Below are 23452 nucleotides of genomic sequence, written 5' to 3'. Positions count from 1 at the left end.
AGTTAAAGATCTTTTCGCAGCGAGTCGGCCGTGGCCTCCGCCGGCGGGTCCCCGTACCGATCGCCGACGCGATCCGGACCGATCGCGACGACCTCTCGAATCAGAACCCATAACTCGTCACCCTCGAAACTGTACCGTACTCGTGAGCGATGGAGCGGAGTTTCGAGTCGACTGTCACGTGAAGGTGCTCGACGATCGCGTCGTCGAACGGGCCAGGCGGGCGGGCCTCGACGCGATCGTCTACGCCCCGCACTTCACTCGACTACCCGAGATTCGCCGGAAGGCGGCCGAGTACTCGAGCGACGACCTGCTGGTCGTTCCCGCTCGAGAGGTGTTCACCGGATCGTGGAAGAACCGCAAGCACGTCCTCGCGCTCGGACTCCGGGAGCCGGTGCCCGATTTCATCTCGCTCGAGGCGGCGATGGCCGAGTTCGAACGCCAGGACGCGACGATCCTCGCGCCACACCCCGATTTCGCGACCGTGAGCCTCACCGAGGCCGACGTCCACGAGTACGCGGACGTCATCGACGCCGTCGAGATTTTCAATCCGAAACACCTCCCGACGCACAACCGCAACGCGCGAACCCTCTCCGAAACGCTCTCGATCCCGCCGTTTTCCTCGTCGTACGCACACCTCCCCAGTTCCGTGGGGATTTCCTACACCGCGTTCGAGGACGCGATCGAGACCGAAGCCGAACTGATCGACGCGCTCGCCGACGGTGTCGCCCGGCGAGTCGTCTACAAGAACGGCCTGCGTCGGCTTCGCACGACCGCCGGCGAACTCGCTCACCTCGGCTACGAGAACACCTGGAAGAAGGCCGATCGGCTCTTCCTCTCGGGGATCGAACCCACACACCCGCGACACATCGCGTACGACGGCCGGTTCGACGACGTGGCGGTCTACTGATCGTTCACTCGCCGCAACCGTGCCGCCGTCGGCCGCTCCCCGTCGCGGCGTCAGTCTCCTTCCTCCAACGCGTCGGCGATCCGTTCGAGCTGCAATCCGACGTAACACAGCGCCTGCGTCTGCATGATCGCGGGATCGTCGCTCCACTCGTTGGCGATGTACGCAGCCCGTTTGCCGGCCGCGTCGAGGCGATCGGTGTCCTCCGTCATGTGCCGACAATCGTCGTCCACCGTGAAGGCATTCGGGACCGATCGCACGATCGGAGAGACGCGATCCGCTACTCCGTTTCGCTCGCGTTCCCGTTCTCGATTCGCGCCAGCGTCTGCGCCACCCGATCCCAGTGGCTCCCCCGCCAGAAGTACTGGCCGCAGGCCGCACACCGCCAGACGTCGGTCGATCCGGGACCCGGCGCGTACTCCGGCGTCGAGTCGGTTTCGGGAACCGGTTCGAGCGGGCCGTTACACCGGCCGCAGAACTCGGGATCGGACGTGAGCGAGAGGTCCAGCCCCGCGTCGACGAGTTCCGCGAGTTGCGCCTCGACCTCGCGGGATTCGAGCAGGATCGACTCGTCGGCGCGGGCCGCGAGGTCGACGTCGCGCGTGATCAGCGTCCGGTCCGCCTCGCGGGCGAACGCGAGCACCTCGTCGTCGTCCTCGAGACCGCGCTCGCCCGCGTAGACGGTGTCGTAGCCACACATTCGCAGGTAAGCGTCGATCCCGCCGCACATGACGTCGAGGAGCAGTTGCATGGACAGTCGATCGGGGTGGACGGGTCGATCAGTGCAGGAATTCGCGCAGGTCCGCGAGATCCCAGGTGTTGATCACGTCCGCAGGTTCGGCCCAGCCGCGACGCGCGGTGTGAACGCCCCAGCGCATGAACTCGAGCGTCGCTGGCTGGTGGGCATCCGTGTTGATCGCGATCGACGCCCCGGCATCGATCGCGGCCTGGACGGTGCTCCCCCAGAGGTCGAGTCGACGGGGATTGCTGTTGACCTCGAGTGCGGTGTCGGCGGCCGCGGCGGCCTCCCCGAGCGCAGTCGCGTCGAACGTGAGCCCCGATCGCTCGTTGAGCAGTCGGCCGCTCGGATGGCCGAGCACGTCGATCGCGGGGTTCTCGATCGCGCGGACGAGTCGCTCCGTGGCCGTCCCGGCGTCCTGGTCGAGCGCGCTGTGGGGCGAAGCGACGATCACGTCCAGTTCCGCGATTACCTCGTCGCCGAGGTCGATCTCGCCGTTCGCGTCGACGTTCGCCTCGATCCCGGCGAAGACCTCGATATCAGACGCGGCGTCGACCTCCCGGATGGACTCGACCTGTTCTACGATCTGGGTATCCGAGAGCCCCATGTCGCCGACGACGCCCGGCCCCTCGGCGTGGTCAGCGATCCCGAAGTAGTCGTACCCGCGCGCTTCGGCGGCCTCGACCATCTCAGAGATAGTGTTGTTGCCGTCCGACCAGCCGGTGTGGGTGTGCAGATCGCCCCGAACGTCGTCTCGGATGAGCAGGTCCGGTAACTCGCCGGCCGCCGCGGCGTCGATCTCGCCACGGTCCTCGCGCAGTTCCGGCGGCATCCACTCGAGGTCGAGCGCCTCGTACATCCCCGCCTCGGTCTCGCCGGCGACTCGCTCGCCGACGCGCTGTTCGGCGTCGGGATCGTCGACCTCGCTGACGTCGAACGCGCCGTACTCGTTCAGCTTCTTCCCCCGATCGATCGCGTAGTTGCGCAGGGCGACGTTGTGGTCCTTGCTGCCGGTGAAGTACTGCAGGGCGGATCCGAACTCCTCGGGGACGACCACGCGCAGGTCGACCCGGATCTCGCCGACGCGAACGCTCGCTTTCTCCGGACCGGACTCGATCTCGCTGTCGACGGAGTCCCAGTTCACGAACTGCTCGATCACGTCGTCGGCCGACTCGGTCCCGACGAGGACGTCGACGTCGCCGATCGTCGCACGCCAGCGGCGGATCGACCCCGCGACCTCGCACCGATCGACCGCGTCGATCGACTCGAGGAAGGCGAGCACGTCGTCGGCCAGCGGCCGCGCCTCGCCGAGCAACTGGCGCTGGCCGATCGTCCGGGCGAACTCGAGGTTGTCGAGGATGTTCTGCTCGGTTTTGGGACCGAAGCCCGAGACCTCCTGAACCTCGCCGGCCTCGGCGGCCGCCTCGAGGTCGTCGAGCGTTTCGACCCCGAGTTCGCGATAGAGTTTGCCCGCCGTTTTCGGGCCGACACCCTCGATCCGGGTGATGTCGGCGATGTCGATCGGGAGGTCCGCGCGCAGTTCCTCGAGTTCCTCGATTTCGCCGGTCTCGACGTACTCGACGACCTTCGACGCGATCGCGTCCCCGACGCCGTCGATGTCCTCGATCGTGTCGCGGTCGCCCGCTTCGACGTAGTCGGCGATCGGCGTCGGGTGCGCGCGGATGTTGTCGGCCGCGCGGCGGTAGGCGCGGGGCTTGTACTCGACGTCGTCGGCCTCGAGCAAGTCGGCGAACTCCTCGAAGCGGCCCGCGATCTCGGCGTTCGTCGCCATCAGCGTCCCCTCCGTGTGGCGCCCGACTCCTCTTCCCCGAGGGCCTTCTTGAGGAACGACATCCAGCGCTTCCGGTCGGCGGCCTGCTTCGCCTGCTGTTCGCGCTCGAGGTCCGTCGGGCCGAGACTCTCCAGCGCGTTCAGCGCGCGATCGATCCCGATGACGCTCCTGGCGAGTTCCTCGCCCTCCTCGCGGCTGATGTCGGCCTCCTCGATGCGCTCCAAGCGTTCTAAGCGCTCGCGGCGCAGGTTCCGTTTGGCCTGCTCGACGCGGTCGCGCTCGCCGGGCGGGACCGTCTCGCGGCGCTTGATCTCGAAGACGAACTGCTGGAGGTCGATCGCCTCCCCCTGGACCGTGATCGTCTCCGGGATGTCCGCGCCGACGGTCGCGCCCTCGCGCTCGACGCGTTCGAGCAGTTGCTTGCGCTCGTACGGTTGCACGGGTCGAACTGCGGGCCGCGGCGTAAAAAAACGTCCGTCGGATCGATCGCGCCTCGATCGAGTCCCGGTATCGACCGGGGGAAACCCCAAATCCCTTAGCTATGCCACGCATACCCCACCGCAATGGCAAAGTGCGACGTGTGTGGGAAAGACGAAAGCATGCCGTACAACTGCCGGCACTGCGGGGGCACCTACTGCTCGGAGCACCGGTTGCCGGAGAACCACGACTGCACCAGTCTGAACGACTGGAACGATCCGCAGGGCGTCTTCGACAGCGGGTTCGACGACAGCGTCGACTCGGGCGGCACGTCGAAATCGGCGAGTCTGGCCGACAAACTGCCGATCGACACTGGACCGGGCGGCCCGCTCGGGTACTTCCGGGGGAACATGACCTACACGTTCCTGGCGTTGATGTGGATCACGTTCATCGCCCAGTTTCTCGTCAGTGCCGTCTTCGGTGTCGAAGCGTTCCGGACCCTCTTCGTGCTCCGGCCCTACTATCCGGAGTACGTCTGGACCTGGTTCACCTCCATCTTCGCACACGGCGGCTTCTACCACATCGTCGGGAACAGCATCGTGATATTCTTCTTCGGCCCGCTCGTCGAGCGCTACGTGGGATCGCGGAACTTCGCGATCCTCTTTCTCGTCAGCGGTGCACTGGCCGGGCTCGGCCAGATCACGATCCAGATACTGGAAACCGCGACGATTACGCCGCTCACCCCGGGCGTTCTCGGGGCGAGCGGTGCTGCACTCGCGATCCTGGGGGTCCTGACGATCCTGAACCCGAACCTGAAGGTGTACCTCTACTTCATTCTCCCCGTACCGATCTGGGTCATCGCGGGCGGCTACGCCATCTTCAGTATCTTCTTCATCAGCACCGGCGGCGGCGGGAACATCGCCCACATGGCCCACCTCGTCGGCCTCGCGATCGGCCTCGGCTACGGCGAGTACATCAAGCGGACCCAGAACGTGCACGCGCCGAACCAGTTCCAGCTCGGCGGCGGCGGTCCCGGCGGTCCGGGCGGCCCCGGTGGGCCGGGCGGTCCCGGCGGCCCCGGCCGCGGCCGGTTCTGAGACGACCGTCCCGTCTGCCCTCGCACCGAACCCCGACACTGATTTTCTCGCGGCCGCTACGCACGCTCATCGATGGAACCCGTTCGCCCGGACCTCGTCCCCGACGCCGAGCTATCGCGCGACGAGATGGAGACCCTCCAGCGCGAGATCGCCGACGCCGCCGTCTTCGTCGACGACGTGGCGATCGATCCCGATCGGCTCTCGAACCCGCTCGCGTCGGCGGCGAGCGAGGGAGAGTCGCCGATCGTCGCCGGCGTGGACCAGTCCTTCCTCCAGGACGAGGACGGGACCGAGGATCGCGCCCTGAGCGCCGTCGTCGCGATGCAGGGCGGCGAGGTGATCGAGCGCGTCCACGCAGTGACGCCCCTCGAGATCCCGTACATCCCGGGACTGCTCTCCTTCCGCGAGGGCCGACCGATCCTCGCCGCGCTCGAGGCGCTGTCGGTCGAGCCCGATCTGCTCCTGTTCGACGGGAGCGGCCGCATCCACTTCCGGCAGGCAGGCATCGCGACGCACATGGGCGTCGTGCTGGACGCGCCCTGCATCGGCGTCGCCAAGAGCCTCCTCTGTGGCCGGCCGCGATCGGACGTCGAGAACCTGCCCGAAGGAGCGCGAGTCGCGATCGAGGCGAACGACAGGGTCGACGCGCCGGACGGATCGCTGCTGGGATACGCCGTGCAAACCCGCCAGTACGACTCTCCGAATCGGTACATCAACCCGCTCTACGTCAGCCCCGGCCACCGCGTCGGCCCGGAGACGGCCGCGGACGTCGTCCTTGCGCTCACCTCGTCGTACAAACTGCCGGAGCCGGTCCGACTGGCGGACAGCTACGCCGACGAGGCGAAGCGCGACGTCCGCGACTGATCGGACCCGCGAGGCGGGTCGGCGCCGACCCTCCGGCTGATCGCCGTCGGTTCGCCGACCGAGACAGTCCGGTGAGCGCGACAAACCGTCGCTACTTAGGTATCGCCGCACGAACCACTCTCGCATGGCCATCGCTGAGGACGCCGAGGAAGCGGAGACCGACGACGGGGGCCACGCCGTCGACGCTCGCGATCGAGACCCGGCGCGGACGACCGACGACGATCGCGGCCGCGAAACGAGCAGGGCGGACGACGATCGCTACACGCGCAAACAGTGCGTCCTGATCACCGGCTGTTCGTCCGGGATCGGCCGGGCGACCGCCGAGGCCTTCCTCGCGGAGGACTGGCAGGTGATCGCAACCGCGCGGAACGCGGACGACATCGCGGACCTGGCCGACGCGGGCTGTCGGACCCTCGAACTCGACGTCACCGACCCGGACCAGGTCGCCAGCGTCGTCGAGGAGACCGTCGACTACGGCGGCGCGATCGATTGCCTCGTCAACAACGCCGGCTACGCCCAGATGGGACCGATCGAGGACGTCTCGACGATCGACCTCCACCGCCAGTTCGACGTCAACGTCTACGGCCCCCACCGCCTCGTTCGCGCCGCCCTGCCGCACATGCGTGCCCAGGGCGAGGGCCGAATCATCAACGTCTCGAGTGCGATCGGCCGGGTGTCGCTTCCCGGTGCGGGAGCCTACGCCGGCTCGAAACACGCCCTCGAAGCGATGAGCGACGCGTTGCGCGGAGAGGTCGAAGAATTCGGGATCGACGTCGTCCTGATCGAACCCGGGCCGGTCGAGACGAACTTCGACGAGCGGGCCGACGATGAACTTTCCGAGTCCGATCGGACGCCCGCCTACGAAACACTGTACGAGATCTACGGCGACGCACAGCTGATCGGCGGCGGGAAGGGTGGTCCGTTCGCGTCCGAACCGGAGGACGTCGCGGCGGCGATCGTCGAGGCCGGTACCTGTCCGGAGCCGCCGGCGCGGTACCCGGTCGGGCCGTTAGCCCAGTTCGGCGTCTACGCCCGGTTCCTGCCCGCTCGGCTCCGAGACGCGGGCTACGGCCTGCTCCGGAGACTGGTCTAAGACGCAGCATGTTTCGCAACAACGATCGATCCGGGGAGACGCCCGCCCACGAAACCGCCCTCACGTGTCTCGAGGCCGGCATCGCGGCAACCCTGCCGGAGCGAGTCGTCGCCGACCGAATCGCGCTCGACGGGGAGACGATCGCGATCGGCGACGCGACCTACTCTCTCGAGGGATTCGACCGACTCCTCGTCCTCGGCGGCGGCAAGGCGGCCGGCGGGCTCGCCGCGGCGCTTGCCGATCGGCTCGGGTCCCGCCTCGACGACGGCTGCGTCGTCACGACGGACGTCGAATCGGGATCGGCCGGGCCGATCGAGGTCCGCGAAGGCGATCACCCGACGCCGACGGAGCGGAACGTCGAGGCGACGCGGACGATTCTCGACCGCGCCGATGCCGCCACGGCCGAGACGCTCGTCCTGGCGCTCGTCACCGGCGGCGCGAGCGCCTTGCTGTGTGCACCCGCGGCCGGCCTCGCGCTCTCCGACCTGCGGGCCACGACGGACGCGTTGCTCGCGTCCGGCGCGTCGATCGACGAGATCAACGCCGTCCGCAAGCACTGTTCGGCGATCAAGGGCGGCCAGCTCGCACGCGTGGCCGCTCCGGCGACCGTCGTCACGCTCGCGATCAGCGACGTCGTCGGCGACGATCCCGCGGTGATCGGGAGCGGACCCACGGTCCCGGACGGAAGCACGTTCGGCGACGCGCTCGCCGTGCTCGACCGATACGACCTCCGGGAGACGATCCCGGACGCCGTCGTTGATCGGCTCGAACGGGGCGTCGACGGCGAAATCGAGGAGACGCCCGACATGGGCGTGAGGGCCGTCGCCGCGGCCGCGGGCGACTGGCACTCCCTCGCGAACGGCCGCACGACGATCGACGCCGCGCGCGACGTCGCCCGTGAGCGCGGCTACGAGCCACTCGTGCTCTCCAGCCGATTCGCCGGCGAGGCCAGCGAGATCGGCCGCGTCCACGCGAGCGTCGCCGCGGAGATCGTTGCCGCGGGTGAGCCCGTCGAACCGCCGGCGGTCGTCCTCTCGGGCGGCGAGGTGACCGTCACCGTCGACGGCGACGGCATCGGCGGGCCGAACCAGGAACTCGCCCTGGCGGCCGCGCTCGAACTCGCCGAGTCCGGGACCGACGCCGTCCTCGCAAGCGTCGACACCGACGGCATCGACGGCCCGACGGACGCCGCGGGGGCGATCGTCGATCGGGAGACGGTCCCGCGCGACGAGGTCGAACCTGCGCGACGCGCGCTCGCCGCAAACGACGTCTACGACGACCTCGACGATCGAGCGGCGCTCCTCCGGACCGGATACACGGGCACGAACGTGAACGATCTCCGCGTCCTCGTCGTTCCGGCAGCCGACTGAATCCTGGCGAGTCGATTCCTGTGCTAGCGATCTCCACCGCAGATCGAGGTGCGATAGCCGTCACGAGACAGGCACGGCGCTCGAACGGCCGACTCGCCCTGGTTTCGACGATCGTTGTAACAAGGATTTATTATCGTCGATGATAGAGTCGGGATCGATGACAGTCACCACGGACGACCTCGAACGGACCGATACCGAGGTTTGCGTTCCGCCAGCGATCGATTCCCCGCGAGCGAAACTCGTCTACCTCTGTCTCGACCTGCTCGGCGCGCAGACGGTCGACGACCTCCAGCGCGTGACGAACGTCCCGAAACTGAGCCTCTACAGCATCCTTCGACTGCTCGAGCGGGAGGACGTGGTTCGAACGGACGGGGACGAGTACCGGATCGTGGACGCGTGAGGACCGACCGCACGGTGATCGACGATCGGAACACGCGGTGACGAAGTGACGACCCGTTTTCGGCGAAACGCAGTCGCGAGAATCAGACTGACACGGCCTCGCGTGGATCCGCCGTGGAAATCGGCCGGCATCCGACGCGCTCAATCGGCTGGCGTTCGGTCGGTGCGGACGCCCTCGGAGAGCGTATACGCTCCGCCGGTACACTGTCGGATATCGCCGTCCCGCTGGAGCCGCTCACAGTGCCGTTCGACCGTAATCGGATGCACGTCGAGAGAGGCCGCCAGGTCTGGGATCGTCGCGGGCTGGGACTCGTCGAGGAGATCGAGGATCAGTTCCCGATCGATCGTGTCGGTGTCACCCATAGTGGTCTCGTTCGAGAGTTCTCGAAGGCGATCATCAACCGTTCGCCGCATTCCCAGTTGTCGAGAACGGTCCCGGAGTCCCGTCGACGATGGCGGACGGCGTCGCTGACGTCCGATCCCGTCTGTGACGACGGACGGCTCGCTGACGTCCGGTCCGCTACCGGAGACAGGCCGCGACGACCTCGAGCATCCCCTCGCCGCGGACCTCGTCCGCGAACAGCGGGACGCGCCGCACGTCGGTTCCGCGGAAGAGGTCCTGCGCTTCGGCGAGTGCGGTCTGCTGGACGTCCCAGCGTCGCTGGCAGAACTCGCAGTCGTCGAGGTTCGGCTGGAGGAACTCACCCTCGACGTCGTCGGTGACGTTCGAGAGCGGTTCCATCACCCGGTTGACGACGACGGTGCCGACCGGGATGTCGAACTCCCCGAGTTGCTGGCGCAGGCGCTTCGACTCCACGACGCTCATCTCTTCGGGCACCATGACGATCCGGAAGTCGGTGCGGGTCGGATCGCTCAACGCGGCCCGCAGTCGTTCGATCCGCTCGCGTAACTCCTGGAGGTCCTCGAGATCCGCCTCCTCCTCGGGCGGTTCCTGTCCGCCGAACATCCCCTTCATCCCCTCGATCATCCCGCCGATCCGCTGGCGAAACTGGAGGATCCGGCCCATCACCGAATCCATCATCTCGGGTAACTGGAGCAGTCGAAGCGTGTGTCCCGTCGGCGCCGTGTCGACGACGACCCGATCGAACCGATCGTCGTCCAGGTACTCGAGCAGGAGTTGCATCGCGGCGGCCTCGTCCGCGCCGGGCATCGCGCCGCCGAAGACCGCGTCCATCGGCGATTCCTCGCCGAACATCTCGCCGAGTCCGCCGAGGGGTCCTGCGCCGTCTTCGGCTCCGGGGCCCGCGCCGGCGAAGGCCGCCTTCCCCTGCTCCATCGCGTGTTCGGGGTCGATTTCGGCCCCGTAGAGCGGGACGTCCTCGCGAATGCGACCCGGTTCGACGGGAACGTCGGTCTCGAACGTATCCGACAGCGAGTGCGCGGGATCCGTCGAGACGACGAGCGTGCGGGTGCCCCCGCGAGCGCTGGCAAGCGCCGTCGCGGCCGCCATCGTGGTCTTCCCGACGCCGCCTTTCCCGCCGTAGAGCACGTACTCCGGGCCGTCGATCGGTTCGTCGGATGGTTCGACGTCGATTCGTTCATGGTCCCCGGTCTCCTCGACGGAGTCCGTCGGCGTCACTTCGATCGTGTGTGCGCCCTCGTCCGCGTCCGCCTCGCCGCCGCTCGACCCGTCCGCCTCCTCCTCGTCGGCCGCCGCGACGTCGATTCCACTCATGCGGCTCGATTCCCGGTCCGGACAGGAGTATTCGTCGGTCCGTCCCGATCGATCCGCGACGAGCGAGCGTATCCTAGTATGTGGTTATATATTATGTCTGGCTAGGCCACTACCTTATTCATTACTGAGTTTAAGAACTATCCTTATATGCGAGGACGGTATCGATTCGGACGACTACCGACGGCCGCGAACTGGCCGATATGCACCCACAGCACCCATGACACCCCAGTTCACACAGCGACCTGCGGACGAACCGGCGAACCGAACGGCGACCGATCCCTTCCCCTACGGCTCCGATCGGACCGGGTTCCTCCCGGGGGCGACGGCCCGCGGCGTGCTCCGATCGCGAGATCCGGCCGGCCCGATCGGCGCTGCCGGCTCGACGAACTGTCCGAACTGTGGCGGTGAGTCGATCGACGGGGCGGGACTGTTCGCCTGCACGGACTGCGAGTGGACCGGGACGCTCCGCTAACGCGCGAACGGCAGGCTCGCATCGACGTCCGGGCCGAGGGTTGTGGGTCCATGACGGGGTACCAGTGGGCCTGCGGAGAACGACCACAGCATTATCCCGATCATTCCCGTGTATACAGTATGGGCGACACCAGAAAGGGTCGAGACAAGCAGGCCCGCGACGCGGAGAACCGCCAGCGAGAGCGGGAACTCGAGGAGGCGCGTGAGCGGGGCGACGAAGCCGAACCGCGTGACGAACGGAACGAGGCGGACGACGATCCGAACGCTTCTCGCGAGTGTCACCGACGCGGCTGCACCGAGCCGGCGACGTTCCGCGTGGTCGAACGATACCAGGAAGAGACCGGACAGGGGGCCGTAGAGGCGGAGGCCGCCCTGTGCCGCGACCACACCGCCGAAGAGAGCCCGACGAACCTCGATGACGTCTACGCCGACTACGTGTTCCGGGTCGATCCCATTCCGGAGACGATCGAGGCGGACGACGGGTAACGGTCGCCCAACTGTGGAAGCGAGATTCATATGCCGATCGATCGTACGAGTACCGTGAGCCGGACCACGCTCCTGGTGCCCATCCGCTATCCGCCGAACGAGGCCAGCGTGCAGACCGTGGAGGACGCGGTCGACCTCGCGGAGGGGTTCGACGACGCCCACCTGTTCGTCCTGCACGTGAACGTCCTCCACCGGGGGGAAGACGTCGATCGGACGGAACTCCGTCGCACCCTCGAAACCGAGGTCGATCCGCCCGAAAACGCGACCTGTCACGTCCGGGACGCGTACCTGATCGAGAACGCGATTCTCGAGGAGGCGGCCCAGCAGGACGTCGACTACGTCGTCATCGGCGAATCGATGCGGTCGCGCTGGCGCCAGCTGCTCGCCGATCGCCTCGGCGTCGGCATCGACCTCGAATCCGTCCTCCACAGTCGGCTCAACGCCGAACTCGTCGTCAGTTAGCGTTCGGACGGGGCGTGAGGCAATCCGACTCGATCCCCGGCGATCGGCGCCGCTACTCGAAATACGCCGCCAGCCGATCGGCCGCCTCCTCGACGCGCGGCGTGACGAGCGCGAACCGGAGCCAGTCGCGTCGCGAGTCGCCGAACGCCTCGCCGGGCATCCCGGCCACGCCGGCCTCGTCGACCAGTTTCTCGACGTTCTCGAGGGTGCCGGGATAGCCGTCGAACCGCGCCATCACGTAGAACGCGCCCTGCGGCGTGGTGTACTCCGCGTCCGCCGCGTCGAGCGCGTCGGTGAACGTCTCGACTCGATCGGCCAGGAGCGCCCGATTCCGCTCGTAGTAGTCGGGACCGGTCTCGCGCAACGCCCGGAGGACGGCGTACTGCGCGGGTCGACTGCCGGCGACGTTGACCAGCATGTGGCGACTCCGTGCGTTTTCGACGAGGTGCGGCGGGAAGACTCCGTAGCCGACCCGGAAGCCGGTGATCGCCAGCGACTTCGAGAACGCGTTGGTGACGATCCGGTGGTCCGAATCGAACTGGAGCGCGCTCGTGAATCGACCCGAGAGGTCGTAGTGGTCGTACACCTCGTCGCTGACCAGGATCGCGTCGTACTCCTCCGCGATCGCCACGAGTTCCCGGATCGTCTCCTCGGGGTAGACCGCGCCCGTCGGGTTGTTCGGCGAGTTAGCCACGATCGCGGCGGTCTCCTCGCTCGCCGCCGCGCGGACGTCCGCGGGATCGATCTGGCCGGTCTCGTCGGCCGACACGTACGACTGCGCGCCCCCGAGCATCGTCGTCTTGCCAGGATAGTAGGAGTAGACCGGGTCCGTGAGCAGGATCTCGCGGCCCCGATCGCGCTCGAGTGCGCGCGCCATCGCGAGGTAGTTCGCCTCGCCTGCCCCGTTCGTGATCACGACCTGCTCGACGTCCACCCCGCGCCGCGCGGCGATCTCCTCGCGCAGTTCCCGGAGCCCTGCGCTCGGCGGGTACTGGAACCGATCGGGATCGAACTCGGCGTAGTCCCGCAGTCCCTCCCGAAGCGCTTCCGGGGGCTCCCAGTCCGGGTTGCCACTCACCATGTCGACGACGTCGCGGTCCGCCTGGGCCGCGTACTCCATCACGTGGAAGAACAGCGGCGTCTCGTACTCCATACGCGGTACTGGGCGGGCCGGAACCGTCGTTCTTTCGTCACGCGCCGACCCGTCGGTTCCATCCCCCGTGCTTACATCGACGGCGCGTGGAGGGCACGTATGAACGACGACATCGATCGCGACCGGCCGATGGACGTCGCCGACGCGCTCAGGGACCGCGAGGAGACGCTGGCCGTCGCGGAGTCCTGTACCGGCGGGCTGATCGGCGCGGCGATCACCGCCGTGCCGGGCGCGAGCGACTACTTCGATTTGGGGCTGACGACCTACTCGTACGACGCCAAGCGCCACCACCTCGGCGTCAGCCGCGAGGCACTCGACGAACACGGGGCCGTCTCCGATCCCGTCGCGCGCGAGATGGCCCGCGGCGTCCGAGACGTGGCGGACGTCACGTGGGGGGTCGCGACCACCGGCATCGCGGGGCCGACCGGCGGCACCGACGAGAACCCCGTGGGCACCGTCTACATCGGCGTCGCCTACGCCGGGCCGTGGGGGTCCGAGACCTCCACCAGCACCGTCTCCCGCTACGAGTTCGACGGGGATCGGGCCGCCGTCCGGGCGAAAACGGTCGATCGGGCGCTCGCAGATCTGCTCGATGCGATCGAGTCCGTCGATCGGTCGTCCGACTGAGAGGCGCACACCTGTCAGTTCGGCCGAGAGACAGGACGGAGAGAAACTTATTCGGTAGTCGACTGTCCAGTAGTGGAACGTGAACAAGAAAGGGCACGTTCTCAATGCCGTACTGCTGAGTGTCGGGCTGGGGTATCTGCTCGAACCGACCGGCGATCTAGCGACGTTCGAGACGATCGTCGCGGTCGGCGTCCCGGTCACGCTCGGGGCGCTTTTTCCCGACGTCGACACGGCGTTCGGGAAACACCGGAAGACGCTGCACAACCTGCCGATCCTCGTCGGCTTCCTCGCGTTCCCCTACGTTTTCGGGAACCTCGAGTACGTCTGGATCGGGATTCTGACCCACTACGTGCTGGACGTCGCCGGCAGCAAACGGGGAATCGCGCTGTTTTACCCGGTCTGGAAGAAGGAGTTCGGGCTTCCGGTCGGGGTGACGGTCAGCAGTAAACACGCGAGTCTCATGACGGTCGCCGTCACGTTCGGTGAACTGCTGCTCGTCGCCGCGATCGTCGTCCAGCTTCCGCGGTGGGGCTTCGAACTGGGCCGCCTGACGATCGGCGCGTAGGTCATACGGTTTACTGTAAGTCATTTCCGGCGCAACCGCGATCCGGGCGGTGGTTGCACCGGGAACTCGGTACAGCAATCCGTATCAGATCTCGTAGGCCATCATCACCTCGTCGACCTGCTCGCCGTCGATCGTGTAGTGGTTCCGCCGGATGGCCTCCGTATCCCAGCCGTGTACGGTCAGGAACTCGAGCGCGCCGTCGTTGACGACCGGAATGCTGTTGTAGACTTTCCGGTAGCCGTTCGCCTCGGCCCACTCGATCCCGCGGCCGAGCAGTTTGCTCCCGATCCCGTGACCACGATAGGCCGCTTTGACGCCGACGGTTTGCTGTGCGGTTCCCTGGACGTGTTCGATCTGTGGCAGATCGAGGTGGGTCCACCCGACGACGTCGCCGTCGACGGTCGCCACGAAGAACATCCGCGATCTGACCGTGTTGTGCCTGTTCACCGCGTTCTCGTAGAGAAGTTCCTCGGCGATCGTCTCGGCGACGACGTACGTCTCCTCCGCCGTCACGTCCCGGATTGTCTCGACGAGTCCCTCGAAGTCCCGCTGGCGCGCCGGCCGGATCGTGAACTCGAAGTCGTTCTCCTCGTACGTCGCGACGGCACCGAACTCGAGAGCGAGCTGTAACGTCTCGTCGACCTCCCTGAGATAGCCGTCGCTCGTCAGCGCTTCGAGGTGCGCTTCGAATTCCGACGTCGGCAGTTCGACGATCTCCCGGAGTTTGCGCCGTTTCACGGTTCCGTGGCGTTCCACGTATTCGTAGATGCGTTTACGGTCCTCCGACGAGAACGCCGGTCGTTCACTCGCGCCCATAGGCGCCGTACGACAACGAGTCGCTTAGTGTTTGTCTATTGGTACCGATCGGCATAGTGTCGCGTCGCCGATCGCACCGGCTGGCGACGTCGAGCGGAACAAAACGGAGACCCTCGATCGATCGGTACGAATCCCTCGGCCCGAGGACGACTGTCCGACGCCGAATTAGCGGCGGTTCGGCGTCCACTCCTCGCACGCGTCCATGTCGTCCATCGCGGACTCGTGACGGCCACAGTAGGGGACCATTCCCGACGAGGACCGGACGTACTCGAAGTGACTGCAGTTTCCACAGTAGCGATCCGCCGGCTCACTCCTCGACTCCGGCGGGTCGACGATCTCCGCGTCGCGGCCGTCGCGGGCGCGATCGCTCGGCGACGAGAGGTCCGCCGTCGTCGACCCGCCGTCGCTGGTCGCCGCGCCGGCGACGGCCGCGGGGTCCGATCGGCGGCCCGAGGACGCGTTCGTCTGCGTCTCCACGTCACCGTCGGGCGTTCTGCCGAGGAATCCCACGCCGCCGACGCCGGTCGCGTCGTCGCTCTCGTCGACTTCGACGACCGTCTGGTTGCGACGGGTCACGTTCATCTCGAGCATGCCGCCGGGATCGTTCCGGGTCTTGAAGTTGACTACGGCAGTGAACAGACACCACACCGCGGTCATGAGCCCGAGCAGGTAGATCGCGGAGACCTCCAGGGTGAGTTCCTGACCGTATCCGCGCCAGTGGTGCGGATAGGCGTACCAGAAGAGAACGACGCCGAGCAGACAGAGGCTCGCACTGATCGCGGCGGCCGCTCGGACGCGTCGTCCCGCCGGCAACACGACGAACACGCCGACGAGCGCGACCGGGACGCCGAGACCGGCGAGGACGCCTGCGACGCGCACGGCCGCGTAGTGGCCGGCCATCTCCCACGCGGTGAGTTCGACCACGTACCCCCCGAACAGATCGGTCGTCGCCACGAGCACGGCCACGACTGCGAGTATCGCACCGAGGCAGACGAGGGCCGTCCCCGCGTACAGCCGCCGGAGGCTCGCTCCCTCCCGTGCGGCCCCGTCGTAAACCTCCGTCAGGCTAGTCATGCGATCGTATTCACGCTCGGCCCACAAAACGGTATGTCAGACACGTTTCGTCAAAGAGAGAGGATCGGCTCGAGCGACCCCCGGAAACGAAAGCTTGAATCGCTACGCTCGAGAAGCACTGCCTATGAGCGACGAGGACGACGAGTCGGAGCCCGCCGTATCGCTCGGAGACCACACTCCCGTCGAGGGAGCGCCCCTCGCACGTGTGACGTCTCGGCTGACCTGGCCCAAAGAGAAGAGCGAAGTCGATCGGCTCGAGGGCGACAGCGTCATCCGGACCCCCGACGGGCCCCGGGAACTCTCCTCGGTGCTCGAGGAGGTCGACGAGACGTACTTCCAGCGCCACCAGGAGTTCGAGCGACACGTCCGCGGGGTCGTCGGCACCGGGCCGATCCCGACCGCAGACGAGTGACGACCCGTGGCCACTGAAGAGGATCGAGCCCCGAGTGAGTGGGCGCGCGCCCAGTTCGATCGGCTTACCTGGTTTCAGAAGTCGTTACTAACCGGCGCCGTCCTGACCGTGGTGTGGATGCAGGTCGTCCCCGGCGACCTCGGCCGCCGAACGATCGTCGACGCGGTCTTGCTCATCGGCGGCCCGCTCGCGCTCGGATTCTCCCACGGCAAGCACATCGGCTGGACCGTCGATCGCGTCGCCGTCCGGAACGCGCTCTTGCTCGCGATGTTCGTCCTGCCGTTCTACCTCGTCGGGTCGACGCTGCCGACCATCCGGGCGTTCTACCCGATGTGGGAGACCTCGGCCGCGCCGGGCGAGTTTCTCCCCCACGCGGTGAAACTCTTCACGCTCGCGCTGGCCGCGGAGACCTACTACCGCGGCCTGCTCTGCGTCGGCGTTCGGGAGATCGGGTTCAAAGCCGTGCTCATCAGCCCCGTCGTCTACATGATCCACCACTCGACGAAACCCCCGATCGAGTTCCTGCTGTCGGGGCCGACCGACGTCCTCTTCGGCGCGGTCGACTACCAGTCGAACTCCATCCTCCCGTCGGTGATCGCCCACGGCGCCGGCCTCGTCCTGCTGGACTGGCTGGTGTTGCACGACCCGCTGTTCGATCCACTGCCGTACCTGCAGTACCTCGAGTGGTTGCCGCTCCCGCTGTGAGTCGGGGGACGACGTTTCGTCTCCGATCGCCGACCGATGTTCCACGATCGTCCCTCGCCGATCGATGCTGATTCGTCCTTCGCTGATCGATGCCGATTCGTCCCTCGCCGATCGATTCTGATTCCGCTCGGTCGGAGCAGAATCAATGGAGATATACAACAAGATTAATGAGTTGGAGTATCAGAATGAGCCGACAGAACTTCGGGCGTCGCGACTACGCTGGATTGCTCGAACGCGGGATCGCGTGGTTCGCCGACGGCATCGCGCTTTTCGTCATTGCGATCGTCGTGCTGATCCCGCTTCTCCTGCTGAGCGGCGGTCCGAGGAACGCACAGGGAATCGAGGGGTTGGCCGTGTTGGTCGTCCTGTTCCTGTCGATCGCGTATTACGCCGGGTCGGAGGCGAAATGGGGGCAGACGCCCGGAAAGATGCTAATGGGGATTCGCGTCGTCCGCACCGACGGGCGCGACTGCACGGGTGCGGAGGCGGTGCTTCGCAATATCACAAAGGTGCTCGGCGGCGGCGCGTTTCTATCGGTCATCGTCGCGATCGTTCTCATTCTGGCGACGGACGAGAACCAGCGTCTGGGCGACCTCATCGGGGAGACGATCGTCGTCAACGTCTAGCCAGGATCGGTCGGGAAACCGATCGACTGGCGTCAAACGATCGGCCGAAACTCGGCCCCGGCACCGAAGACCGGGCTCGTCTCACACACTGTTATAGGTCCTCCGTCCGATGTATCGCGTATGAGCCTTCCCATCGACCCTGCCACGATCGATCCCGACGAGTACGGCGAGAAACAGGCGATCCTCGAGATGGGCCACGAGGAGGCGATCGAACACGTCCGCGAGGTCTGCCTGGACGTCGGCTTCGGCATCCCCGTCGAGTTCTCGCCCGCGGAACTGCTGAACGAGAAGGTCGACGCCGATCGGGACCCTTACTACGTGCTCGGAGCCTGCAACCCCGCAATCGCCGATCGAACGCTCGACGAGACGATGCGCATGGGCGGGCTCTTCCCGTGTAACATGGTCATCTGGGAGGAGGAACCGGGCCGCCAGCGCGTCTACCACGTCTCGATCATGAAGATCGCCCGCCTGCTCGGCATCGCGCCGGACAACGAGGCGTGGGCCGACATCGTCGCGACCACCGGCGAACTTACCGAAGAGACCTTCGCGAAACTCGACTCCGTCGAGACCGAGGTCACGGACTGAGAGCGCCGATCGAGAACAGGCGGGTGACGACCACCGATCGGCGTTCGCACCCGTCGGCCACTGCCACCCTGACTTTTAGAACGTCCCGTGGCCTACCGGCCGGTAGTGACACTGTCCGGGGACTTTCACGTCCACTCGAACTACTCCGACGGCCGGCCGATCCCCCAGATGGTCGCGGCGGCCGAACGCGCGGGCCTCGCGGCCGTCGGGATCACCGATCACTGCAACGTCTCGAACCGATCGGTGCCGATGCGGGCCAAGCGCGAGCACGGATTCAACCTCGATCTGACCTACGAGCGACGTCGGGAGGCCCTAGAGAGCCTGCGGGCCGCGACCGACGTCGCGATCTACGACGGCGTCGAACTCGACTACGACCCCCGTGACGAATCCGAACTCGAGTCGTTCCTCGAGACGGCCGGGTTCGACTACGCGATCGGCAGCGTCCACGAACTCGACGGCGCGTGTCTCTTCGACCGATCGGCATTCGCCGACCGGACCGAGGCAGCGCGCCGGGCGCTCGTCGACGACTACTACCGAAAAATCGTCACCCTGCTCGAGTTCGACGCGTTCGACGTCCTCGGCCACGTCGACGCGATCGAACGGACGCCGGAACTGCGCGGCTACGCGACGACCGAGCACTACCACCGAGTCGCCGACGCGCTCGTCGAGTCCTCGACCATCCCGGAGATCAACGCCGGACGGGTCGGCCGGGAGTACGGATCGTTCCACCCCGAACCGTCGTTTCTCGAGATCCTCCGCGATCGCGATATCAGATTCGTCCCCGGGGCCGACGCCCACCGGCCGGACGAACTCGTCGATCGGGTCCCGTTGCTCGCCGACCGGTTCGTCGAGGCGGGTCTCGAATCGACCTCGCCGATCGGCTGATCCCATATCGGAGCGGGCGCGGTCGAACCGTCCACTGGTTAGTACAAAGAAATGTCAATATTTACGTACGTGAAGGGGAACCACGAACTATGGACGTCCGGACCACGTTTTTTGCCCTCCTGCTCCTCGCTCTGGGGACCATTGCAACCCTGATGATCGCCCCACTGTTACAGTACGTGATGGCCGCCGCGCTCCTCGCGTTCGTGCTCTACCCCGCCCACGAGCGACTCGAGGAACGGATCGGATCGCGCCCGTCCGCGCTCGTCATCACGGGGGTCGCGATCGTCGCAACGGTGGTCCCGACGCTGTACGTCTCGATCGTCCTGCTCCAGACGACGATCACGTATCTCGACGGGTTCGACGAGTCGGTCGTCGTCGACTCGCTCAGGGAGGTGGCGCTCCAGATCGGCGTCGACGAGGTGGCGTTTGCGGCGGTACGCGAACAGGCCATCGCGGAGGTCGAGGGATCGATCGCGAGCGCCGTCGAACTGTTCCTCCGCGAGACGATCGGACTCCTGAACGCCAGCATCCGGATGAGCGTCGGCCTGCTCGTCATCGTGTTCGTCCTCTACTACCTGCTTCTGGACGGGCCGGCGTTCGTCGACTGGCTTGCCGACGTCATCCCCCTCGAGGACGACGTTCGCGACGAGCTGTTCGCGGAGGTCGAGACCGTGACTCGGGCCGTGATCCGGAGCCACGTCCTCGTCGCGCTGGCCGAGGGCCTGCTCGGCGGTCTCGGATTCTACCTGCTCGGCGTCCCCAACGTCGCGCTGTGGACGGTCGTGATGATCGTCGTCTCGTTCCTGCCGGCGATCGGAATCTGGCTCGTCTGGGGTCCCGCCGTCGGCTATCTCGTGGCCGCGGACGAAGTGGTTGCCGGGTTGATACTGCTCGGCTACGGGCTGACCGTCCTGTCGCTCGTCGACAACTACCTGCGGGCGGTCTTCGTCGATCACGGCTCGGGGCTCCACCGCGCCGCCGTCCTCGTCGGCGTCATCGGCGGGATCTACCTGCTCGGAATCATGGGGCTGTTCCTCGGCCCGGTACTCCTCGCGGTGTTCAAGGCCGGACTCAACGTCTTCAGCAAGACCGCGCTGGCGAGCGGGGACCCTGCGGTCGGTTCGCCCGCCCGGTCGGTGTCCGGGGGCGAGAGCGCGACCGCCGTCTCGGAAGGTGAAAGCGCCCCCACGGTCGATACGGATTGCTGTAACGAGTTACCGGCGCAACCGCCACCCGGATCGCGGTTGCGCCGGAAATGACTTACAGTAAACCGTAGAGCGAGTGCCCGCGATCGACTCGCGATCGGGCGGGACGAACCAGGAGCGAGGGGACTCCCCGTGCCGACGCAACGGGAACAGACTGACGAGGGGGACGAGACCGACGAACGGAGAATGCTGAATTATCGATCATCGTCGGACTGGCCCGTAGATGGGTCACTCGACCCGTCCTCGTGAGACCCGTCTTGCCTGCCGGTTCGCGCCGCAACCTGACGATCGATGTCGGACTGGAGGACCCCGGAGGCAACCGCGATCACGGCGACGACGAGGATCGGGACGCCGACGAGGAGGGCGAGTACCGCGAGCACCGCGAGCAATTCGGCGCTGACCAGCGCGAGCCACATACGTCCGGAGACGCGCTCGAACGGCTTAGGCACCGGGGATCGAGGACCGCGGAGACTGCGGTTCCACTGTCGCGGACGTCGTCGACCGCCGGTGACGCGGCCGATCGATCAAGGCTCGTCGCGATCGGCCTCGAGGCGCTCGACGCGCCGTTCGAGAGCCGCCACGCGTTGTTCGAGTGTGGCGACGTCTCCATCGGTCGGCGCGGTCGCTCCGGTCCCGCCGTCGCGGTCGCGAGTCAGGATCCAGACCACGAGTCCGATCGCGACGATCGGAACGAGAACGAAAAACATCAGGAACAGCATGATCAGGAGTTCGGGACCCCCGGGTGCGCCCGGGACGAAGAGGGTGACAGGCGGGATCATACCGATACGTCAGACCGAGCCAACAAAAGTGTTTGTGTGCTGTAACGACGCCGATCGTCGGCCCCTGTTACGACGACCTGTCCCCCGTCGAGAACGCACTGAGGTTCGACTGGACCGCCGCCGCGAGTTCGGACTTTCGCCGGAGTCGCGCGTAGGAGACCGGCAACTGGGTCGCGATTTCCGCGATCGCGCCGTGGAACGTCTCGGCCTCGCCGTACGCTCCCTCGAAGGCGTTGCGGACGCTCTCGCGGACCTGCCAGACGCCGACCGGGGCCCAGTAGTCGTCGCTGACCTCCCGCAGGACCAGACACTTCGCCTGCCGGCCGATCGATTCGAGGTGCTCGAGTACGCCGAGGCGAGCGGCGTAGTACGCGCCGGCGGTCTCCTCGACGTAGCTCGAGCGGCCCTCGAACCCCTCGTACGCGCTCTGGAGCCACACGTCGTCCTCGGGGTTGGGGTTCCAGATGCTGCCGGGAGCTTTCATCTCGACGAGTTCGAACTCCCAGTTGCCGGGCGCGAGGATCACCCAGTAGCGATTGCCCATGTACTCGTTGGCCCAGACCTGGACCTCGTCGATGCTCGGCGCCGACCGGATGCGCCCGCGCAGGAACTGGCCGACCGTGTCGTCGACGGCGGTGATCGACCACCGCGTCGGGACGAGGCGGCGCTGGTCGGTCTCGCCGAGCGCGCCCGCAGAGAGGATCGAGTTGATCTCGTAGACGTCGAACCCGCGCCGGTAGAGGTAGGTCATCGCGCCCTGGGCCTGCCAGTCGTCGTCCTCCAGGGTCTTCTTGACCGGTCTGGGAACGTGGGGGTTCTCCTGCAAGTCGGCGTTCCGGGCGGTCGCCCGCGGCCCGCGGGGCGTCGCGACGTCCGTTCCCGCGTCGAGACCGAGGTCGGGCGCGTCGTCGAGGCCGATCTCGAGGTCGACCGGCCGGTCGGCGATCGCGACCTCCCGCTGGACGCCGACGAAGCCGTCCCAGGCGTCGTGGACGTTGGGCGTCAGCCTGCTCGCGATGCTCGGCGAGTCGACGTTCGCGCGCTTGTTCGAGTTCAACAGCCCAGTTCTGCGTTGCAGGACGTCGTCGATCGCGTACCCCTGCCGGTACCACTCCCCGTCGGTGACGTACTCCTCGGCCGCCCCCTCGTCGCCGACCGGCGAGAGCAGGCCCACGGGGATGTCGGGGTAGTTCGATCGCCCGACGAAGATCGAGGGGGCGGTCGACCCGACGAGCGTATCGCCGGTCAGGGCGTCGTCGAACCGCCGTTCGAAGTCCTCGAGGTGGTCCGTGATCGCGTAGGACTTCTCCTTCGCGAGGCGCCGTCGCTCGGCCTCCTCGTCGGGTTCTAAATCCTCGATGTAGTCGTCGAGGCGCATTCACCGGCTGTAGGTGCGGGGCGGGTTTGAATGTTGAGTTCCGAACCCGTCGCCGTGGCTCGGGGACGCGATCGGTACGGTTCCACTGGCGTCCCGGTACGACACGGCTCGCGGGCCGGTAAAGTCAGAGGCAGAGGTTCGACCGGGCGTCGCGGGCCGAACCTCGGTCACCCTTTTTCGATCGCACCGTAAAGTAGCCGCCGGCGCGTTTTCTGGCTCGGAAAACGCGGGCGATGATACCGTCATCGACCCAGTCGATCACGGTCGACCGGCACCGCCGCGACTCGATCGCCGCCGATCGTTGCTCAACGTGGCGCCCCGCCGTCGACCCTCGAAAGACAACGGTTAAAAACGACGGGCGGGAAAGGAGGGGTATGAGTACGACCGACAACCGCGAGACGCGCTCTTGTGTCTCCTGCGGGATCAACATCGCGGGGACGAACGCCGCCGCGTTCAAGTGTCCCGAGTGCGGCCAGCAGATCTACCGCTGTGCCAAGTGTCGCAAACAGAGCAACCTCTACGAGTGCCCCGACTGCGGGTTCCTGGGTCCATAAGGTGAGGGAGCATGGGAAAAGTCGCAGCCAAAATCAAGGTCATGCCGGACAGCCCCGAAATCGACCTGGACTCCCTCCAGGAGCGCCTCGAGAGCGCCCTCCCCGAGGGTGCCAAGATCAACGGCGTCGAACGTGAAGAGGTCGCATTCGGCCTCGTCGCGCTCTACCCGACCGTGATCGTCCCCGACGGCGCGGGCGGCACGGAGACCGTCGAGGAGAACTTCACGGACGTCGAAGGCGTCGAGAGCGTCGGCGTCGAGAACGTCGGCCGGATCTAACGGAGGCCCTTTTTCGCCGC

31 protein-coding genes are annotated in these 23452 nt (G+C 66.8%); 19 read left to right on the top strand and 12 right to left on the bottom strand.

Going from position 1 to position 23452, the window contains the following annotated elements; all coding sequences use genetic code 11:
• Positions 1-142 precede the first annotated feature (142 nt).
• A complete protein-coding gene (locus AC6I6X_RS01745) occupies positions 143-907 on the top strand; it encodes a PHP domain-containing protein (protein ID WP_497928800.1) in 765 nt (254 codons plus the stop codon).
• 50 nt (positions 908-957) lie between these two features.
• On the opposite strand, the gene AC6I6X_RS01740 is transcribed toward AC6I6X_RS01745, so the two are convergent.
• From AC6I6X_RS01740 to AC6I6X_RS01725, 4 genes are all read right to left on the bottom strand, one after another.
• The gene (locus AC6I6X_RS01740; protein ID WP_497928799.1) at positions 958-1116 is read right to left on the bottom strand and encodes a hypothetical protein; all 159 of its coding nucleotides are present in this window, start codon (positions 1114-1116) and stop codon (positions 958-960) included.
• 68 nt (positions 1117-1184) lie between these two features.
• Positions 1185-1655 carry a DUF5615 family PIN-like protein gene (locus AC6I6X_RS01735; protein ID WP_497928798.1) on the bottom strand — a complete coding sequence of 157 codons (471 nt, stop codon included), beginning with the start codon at positions 1653-1655 and terminating at the stop codon, positions 1185-1187.
• A gap of 28 nt (positions 1656-1683) precedes the next feature.
• Entirely contained in the window at positions 1684-3435 is a 1752-nt protein-coding gene (gene polX, locus AC6I6X_RS01730; protein WP_497928797.1) for a DNA polymerase/3'-5' exonuclease PolX, read from the bottom strand.
• Positions 3435-3875 carry a DUF5788 family protein gene (locus tag AC6I6X_RS01725; RefSeq protein ID WP_497928795.1) on the bottom strand — a complete coding sequence of 147 codons (441 nt, stop codon included), beginning with the start codon at positions 3873-3875 and terminating at the stop codon, positions 3435-3437. Before AC6I6X_RS01725 ends, polX begins: the two co-directional genes overlap by 1 nt.
• Before the next feature lie 123 nt (positions 3876-3998).
• Between AC6I6X_RS01725 and AC6I6X_RS01720 the strand changes: the two genes are divergently transcribed.
• The 5 genes from AC6I6X_RS01720 to AC6I6X_RS01700 all read left to right on the top strand — a co-directional run bounded on the left by AC6I6X_RS01720 (position 3999) and on the right by AC6I6X_RS01700 (position 8676).
• Positions 3999-4949, top strand: coding sequence for a rhomboid family intramembrane serine protease (locus AC6I6X_RS01720; RefSeq protein WP_497928794.1), 951 nt, complete (start codon positions 3999-4001; stop codon positions 4947-4949).
• Between the two features lie 72 nt (positions 4950-5021).
• Entirely contained in the window at positions 5022-5813 is a 792-nt protein-coding gene (locus AC6I6X_RS01715; RefSeq protein WP_497928793.1) for an endonuclease V, read from the top strand.
• A 124-nt stretch (positions 5814-5937) separates the two neighbouring features.
• Positions 5938-6906 (top strand): SDR family oxidoreductase, encoded by a 969-nt coding sequence (locus AC6I6X_RS01710; RefSeq protein ID WP_497928792.1) that lies wholly within the window; start codon positions 5938-5940, stop codon positions 6904-6906.
• A gap of 8 nt (positions 6907-6914) precedes the next feature.
• Positions 6915-8276 (top strand): glycerate kinase type-2 family protein, encoded by a 1362-nt coding sequence (locus tag AC6I6X_RS01705; RefSeq protein ID WP_497928791.1) that lies wholly within the window; start codon positions 6915-6917, stop codon positions 8274-8276.
• Between the two features lie 157 nt (positions 8277-8433).
• Positions 8434-8676, top strand: a complete 243-nt coding sequence (locus tag AC6I6X_RS01700; RefSeq protein WP_497928790.1) for a TrmB family transcriptional regulator — start codon at positions 8434-8436, stop codon at positions 8674-8676.
• Positions 8677-8816: 140 nt separating this feature from the next.
• Here AC6I6X_RS01700 and AC6I6X_RS01695 read toward each other — a convergent pair whose 3' ends face one another.
• A complete protein-coding gene (locus AC6I6X_RS01695) occupies positions 8817-9038 on the bottom strand; it encodes an Lrp/AsnC family transcriptional regulator (protein WP_497928789.1) in 222 nt (73 codons plus the stop codon).
• Between the two features lie 157 nt (positions 9039-9195).
• A complete protein-coding gene (locus AC6I6X_RS01690) occupies positions 9196-10371 on the bottom strand; it encodes an ArsA family ATPase (RefSeq protein ID WP_497928788.1) in 1176 nt (391 codons plus the stop codon).
• Between the two features lie 217 nt (positions 10372-10588).
• Here AC6I6X_RS01690 and AC6I6X_RS01685 point away from each other — a divergent pair, with 217 nt between their 5' ends.
• The 3 genes from AC6I6X_RS01685 to AC6I6X_RS01675 all read left to right on the top strand — a co-directional run bounded on the left by AC6I6X_RS01685 (position 10589) and on the right by AC6I6X_RS01675 (position 11790).
• Positions 10589-10843, top strand: coding sequence for a hypothetical protein (locus AC6I6X_RS01685; RefSeq protein ID WP_497928787.1), 255 nt, complete (start codon positions 10589-10591; stop codon positions 10841-10843).
• 119 nt (positions 10844-10962) lie between these two features.
• The gene (locus AC6I6X_RS01680) at positions 10963-11328 is read left to right on the top strand and encodes a hypothetical protein (RefSeq protein WP_497928786.1); all 366 of its coding nucleotides are present in this window, start codon (positions 10963-10965) and stop codon (positions 11326-11328) included.
• 54 nt (positions 11329-11382) lie between these two features.
• Entirely contained in the window at positions 11383-11790 is a 408-nt protein-coding gene (locus AC6I6X_RS01675) for a universal stress family protein (protein ID WP_497928785.1), read from the top strand.
• Positions 11791-11842: 52 nt separating this feature from the next.
• Here the strand turns inward: AC6I6X_RS01675 and AC6I6X_RS01670 are convergent, their stop codons facing one another.
• Complete coding sequence (locus AC6I6X_RS01670) at positions 11843-12943, bottom strand: pyridoxal phosphate-dependent aminotransferase (RefSeq protein WP_497928784.1); 1101 nt, start codon at positions 12941-12943, stop codon at positions 11843-11845.
• A 99-nt stretch (positions 12944-13042) separates the two neighbouring features.
• On the opposite strand from AC6I6X_RS01670, the gene AC6I6X_RS01665 reads away from it, so the two are divergent.
• Together AC6I6X_RS01665 and AC6I6X_RS01660 are read left to right on the top strand one after the other, a co-directional pair.
• Entirely contained in the window at positions 13043-13570 is a 528-nt protein-coding gene (locus tag AC6I6X_RS01665; RefSeq protein WP_497928782.1) for a CinA family protein, read from the top strand.
• Positions 13571-13649: 79 nt separating this feature from the next.
• The gene (locus AC6I6X_RS01660) at positions 13650-14135 is read left to right on the top strand and encodes a metal-dependent hydrolase (RefSeq protein WP_497928781.1); all 486 of its coding nucleotides are present in this window, start codon (positions 13650-13652) and stop codon (positions 14133-14135) included.
• 84 nt (positions 14136-14219) lie between these two features.
• On the opposite strand, the gene AC6I6X_RS01655 is transcribed toward AC6I6X_RS01660, so the two are convergent.
• Both AC6I6X_RS01655 and AC6I6X_RS01650 read right to left on the bottom strand, forming a co-directional pair.
• The gene (locus AC6I6X_RS01655) at positions 14220-14951 is read right to left on the bottom strand and encodes a GNAT family N-acetyltransferase (RefSeq protein WP_497928780.1); all 732 of its coding nucleotides are present in this window, start codon (positions 14949-14951) and stop codon (positions 14220-14222) included.
• 165 nt (positions 14952-15116) lie between these two features.
• Positions 15117-16025, bottom strand: coding sequence for a cell division protein CdpA domain-containing protein (locus AC6I6X_RS01650; RefSeq protein WP_497928779.1), 909 nt, complete (start codon positions 16023-16025; stop codon positions 15117-15119).
• Positions 16026-16149: 124 nt separating this feature from the next.
• Between AC6I6X_RS01650 and AC6I6X_RS01645 the strand changes: the two genes are divergently transcribed.
• The 6 genes from AC6I6X_RS01645 (at position 16150) to AC6I6X_RS01620 (ending at position 20497) form a co-directional block, all read left to right on the top strand.
• Positions 16150-16437 carry a DUF5789 family protein gene (locus AC6I6X_RS01645; protein ID WP_497928778.1) on the top strand — a complete coding sequence of 96 codons (288 nt, stop codon included), beginning with the start codon at positions 16150-16152 and terminating at the stop codon, positions 16435-16437.
• Positions 16438-16443: 6 nt separating this feature from the next.
• Positions 16444-17142: a CPBP family glutamic-type intramembrane protease gene (locus AC6I6X_RS01640; protein ID WP_497928777.1), complete on the top strand. Its 699-nt coding sequence runs from the start codon at positions 16444-16446 to the stop codon at positions 17140-17142.
• Positions 17143-17327: 185 nt separating this feature from the next.
• On the top strand, positions 17328-17768 hold the full coding sequence (locus AC6I6X_RS01635; RefSeq protein ID WP_497928776.1) for an RDD family protein: 441 nt from the start codon (positions 17328-17330) through the stop codon (positions 17766-17768).
• Between the two features lie 120 nt (positions 17769-17888).
• Positions 17889-18353 carry a DUF302 domain-containing protein gene (locus tag AC6I6X_RS01630; protein WP_497928775.1) on the top strand — a complete coding sequence of 155 codons (465 nt, stop codon included), beginning with the start codon at positions 17889-17891 and terminating at the stop codon, positions 18351-18353.
• A 105-nt stretch (positions 18354-18458) separates the two neighbouring features.
• Positions 18459-19238, top strand: a complete 780-nt coding sequence (locus AC6I6X_RS01625) for a PHP domain-containing protein (protein WP_497928774.1) — start codon at positions 18459-18461, stop codon at positions 19236-19238.
• An 89-nt stretch (positions 19239-19327) separates the two neighbouring features.
• Positions 19328-20497: an AI-2E family transporter gene (locus tag AC6I6X_RS01620; protein ID WP_497928773.1), complete on the top strand. Its 1170-nt coding sequence runs from the start codon at positions 19328-19330 to the stop codon at positions 20495-20497.
• 140 nt (positions 20498-20637) lie between these two features.
• Here the strand turns inward: AC6I6X_RS01620 and AC6I6X_RS01615 are convergent, their stop codons facing one another.
• The 3 genes from AC6I6X_RS01615 to nreA all read right to left on the bottom strand — a co-directional run bounded on the left by AC6I6X_RS01615 (position 20638) and on the right by nreA (position 22600).
• Positions 20638-20859: a hypothetical protein gene (locus AC6I6X_RS01615; protein ID WP_497928772.1), complete on the bottom strand. Its 222-nt coding sequence runs from the start codon at positions 20857-20859 to the stop codon at positions 20638-20640.
• Between the two features lie 108 nt (positions 20860-20967).
• Positions 20968-21222 carry a preprotein translocase subunit TatA gene (locus tag AC6I6X_RS01610; protein WP_497928771.1) on the bottom strand — a complete coding sequence of 85 codons (255 nt, stop codon included), beginning with the start codon at positions 21220-21222 and terminating at the stop codon, positions 20968-20970.
• Between the two features lie 67 nt (positions 21223-21289).
• A complete protein-coding gene (gene nreA, locus AC6I6X_RS01605) occupies positions 21290-22600 on the bottom strand; it encodes a DNA repair protein NreA (RefSeq protein WP_497928770.1) in 1311 nt (436 codons plus the stop codon).
• Between the two features lie 374 nt (positions 22601-22974).
• Here nreA and AC6I6X_RS01600 point away from each other — a divergent pair, with 374 nt between their 5' ends.
• Together AC6I6X_RS01600 and AC6I6X_RS01595 are read left to right on the top strand one after the other, a co-directional pair.
• The gene (locus tag AC6I6X_RS01600; protein WP_497928769.1) at positions 22975-23154 is read left to right on the top strand and encodes an HVO_2753 family zinc finger protein; all 180 of its coding nucleotides are present in this window, start codon (positions 22975-22977) and stop codon (positions 23152-23154) included.
• A gap of 11 nt (positions 23155-23165) precedes the next feature.
• Positions 23166-23432, top strand: coding sequence for an elongation factor 1-beta (locus AC6I6X_RS01595; RefSeq protein WP_497928768.1), 267 nt, complete (start codon positions 23166-23168; stop codon positions 23430-23432).
• Positions 23433-23452: the final 20 nt, after the last annotated feature.

This window comes from Halosolutus sp. YCN4 (genome assembly GCF_059736495.1).
This window is presented reverse-complemented; position numbering and strand designations above follow the sequence as displayed.

What these genes read in the sequence shown, in the direction of transcription:
- AC6I6X_RS01740 (WP_497928799.1), bottom strand. Translation starts at nt 1,116, where the DNA reads ATGACGGAGGACACCGATCGCCTCGACGCGGCCGGCAAACGGGCTGCG.
- AC6I6X_RS01620 (WP_497928773.1), top strand. Translation starts at nt 19,328, where the DNA reads ATGGACGTCCGGACCACGTTTTTTGCCCTCCTGCTCCTCGCTCTGGGG.
- AC6I6X_RS01705 (WP_497928791.1), top strand. Translation starts at nt 6,915, where the DNA reads ATGTTTCGCAACAACGATCGATCCGGGGAGACGCCCGCCCACGAAACC.
- AC6I6X_RS01715 (WP_497928793.1), top strand. Translation starts at nt 5,022, where the DNA reads ATGGAACCCGTTCGCCCGGACCTCGTCCCCGACGCCGAGCTATCGCGC.
- AC6I6X_RS01655 (WP_497928780.1), bottom strand. Translation starts at nt 14,951, where the DNA reads ATGGGCGCGAGTGAACGACCGGCGTTCTCGTCGGAGGACCGTAAACGC.
- AC6I6X_RS01700 (WP_497928790.1), top strand. Translation starts at nt 8,434, where the DNA reads ATGACAGTCACCACGGACGACCTCGAACGGACCGATACCGAGGTTTGC.
- AC6I6X_RS01630 (WP_497928775.1), top strand. Translation starts at nt 17,889, where the DNA reads ATGAGCCTTCCCATCGACCCTGCCACGATCGATCCCGACGAGTACGGC.
- AC6I6X_RS01670 (WP_497928784.1), bottom strand. Translation starts at nt 12,943, where the DNA reads ATGGAGTACGAGACGCCGCTGTTCTTCCACGTGATGGAGTACGCGGCC.
- AC6I6X_RS01685 (WP_497928787.1), top strand. Translation starts at nt 10,589, where the DNA reads ATGACACCCCAGTTCACACAGCGACCTGCGGACGAACCGGCGAACCGA.
- AC6I6X_RS01610 (WP_497928771.1), bottom strand. Translation starts at nt 21,222, where the DNA reads ATGATCCCGCCTGTCACCCTCTTCGTCCCGGGCGCACCCGGGGGTCCC.
- AC6I6X_RS01680 (WP_497928786.1), top strand. Translation starts at nt 10,963, where the DNA reads ATGGGCGACACCAGAAAGGGTCGAGACAAGCAGGCCCGCGACGCGGAG.
- AC6I6X_RS01600 (WP_497928769.1), top strand. Translation starts at nt 22,975, where the DNA reads ATGAGTACGACCGACAACCGCGAGACGCGCTCTTGTGTCTCCTGCGGG.
- AC6I6X_RS01710 (WP_497928792.1), top strand. Translation starts at nt 5,938, where the DNA reads ATGGCCATCGCTGAGGACGCCGAGGAAGCGGAGACCGACGACGGGGGC.
- nreA (WP_497928770.1), bottom strand. Translation starts at nt 22,600, where the DNA reads ATGCGCCTCGACGACTACATCGAGGATTTAGAACCCGACGAGGAGGCC.
- AC6I6X_RS01690 (WP_497928788.1), bottom strand. Translation starts at nt 10,371, where the DNA reads ATGAGTGGAATCGACGTCGCGGCGGCCGACGAGGAGGAGGCGGACGGG.
- AC6I6X_RS01665 (WP_497928782.1), top strand. Translation starts at nt 13,043, where the DNA reads ATGAACGACGACATCGATCGCGACCGGCCGATGGACGTCGCCGACGCG.
- AC6I6X_RS01635 (WP_497928776.1), top strand. Translation starts at nt 17,328, where the DNA reads ATGAGCCGACAGAACTTCGGGCGTCGCGACTACGCTGGATTGCTCGAA.
- AC6I6X_RS01650 (WP_497928779.1), bottom strand. Translation starts at nt 16,025, where the DNA reads ATGACTAGCCTGACGGAGGTTTACGACGGGGCCGCACGGGAGGGAGCG.
- AC6I6X_RS01720 (WP_497928794.1), top strand. Translation starts at nt 3,999, where the DNA reads ATGGCAAAGTGCGACGTGTGTGGGAAAGACGAAAGCATGCCGTACAAC.
- AC6I6X_RS01735 (WP_497928798.1), bottom strand. Translation starts at nt 1,655, where the DNA reads ATGCAACTGCTCCTCGACGTCATGTGCGGCGGGATCGACGCTTACCTG.
- polX (WP_497928797.1), bottom strand. Translation starts at nt 3,435, where the DNA reads ATGGCGACGAACGCCGAGATCGCGGGCCGCTTCGAGGAGTTCGCCGAC.
- AC6I6X_RS01595 (WP_497928768.1), top strand. Translation starts at nt 23,166, where the DNA reads ATGGGAAAAGTCGCAGCCAAAATCAAGGTCATGCCGGACAGCCCCGAA.
- AC6I6X_RS01645 (WP_497928778.1), top strand. Translation starts at nt 16,150, where the DNA reads ATGAGCGACGAGGACGACGAGTCGGAGCCCGCCGTATCGCTCGGAGAC.
- AC6I6X_RS01695 (WP_497928789.1), bottom strand. Translation starts at nt 9,038, where the DNA reads ATGGGTGACACCGACACGATCGATCGGGAACTGATCCTCGATCTCCTC.
- AC6I6X_RS01615 (WP_497928772.1), bottom strand. Translation starts at nt 20,859, where the DNA reads ATGTGGCTCGCGCTGGTCAGCGCCGAATTGCTCGCGGTGCTCGCGGTA.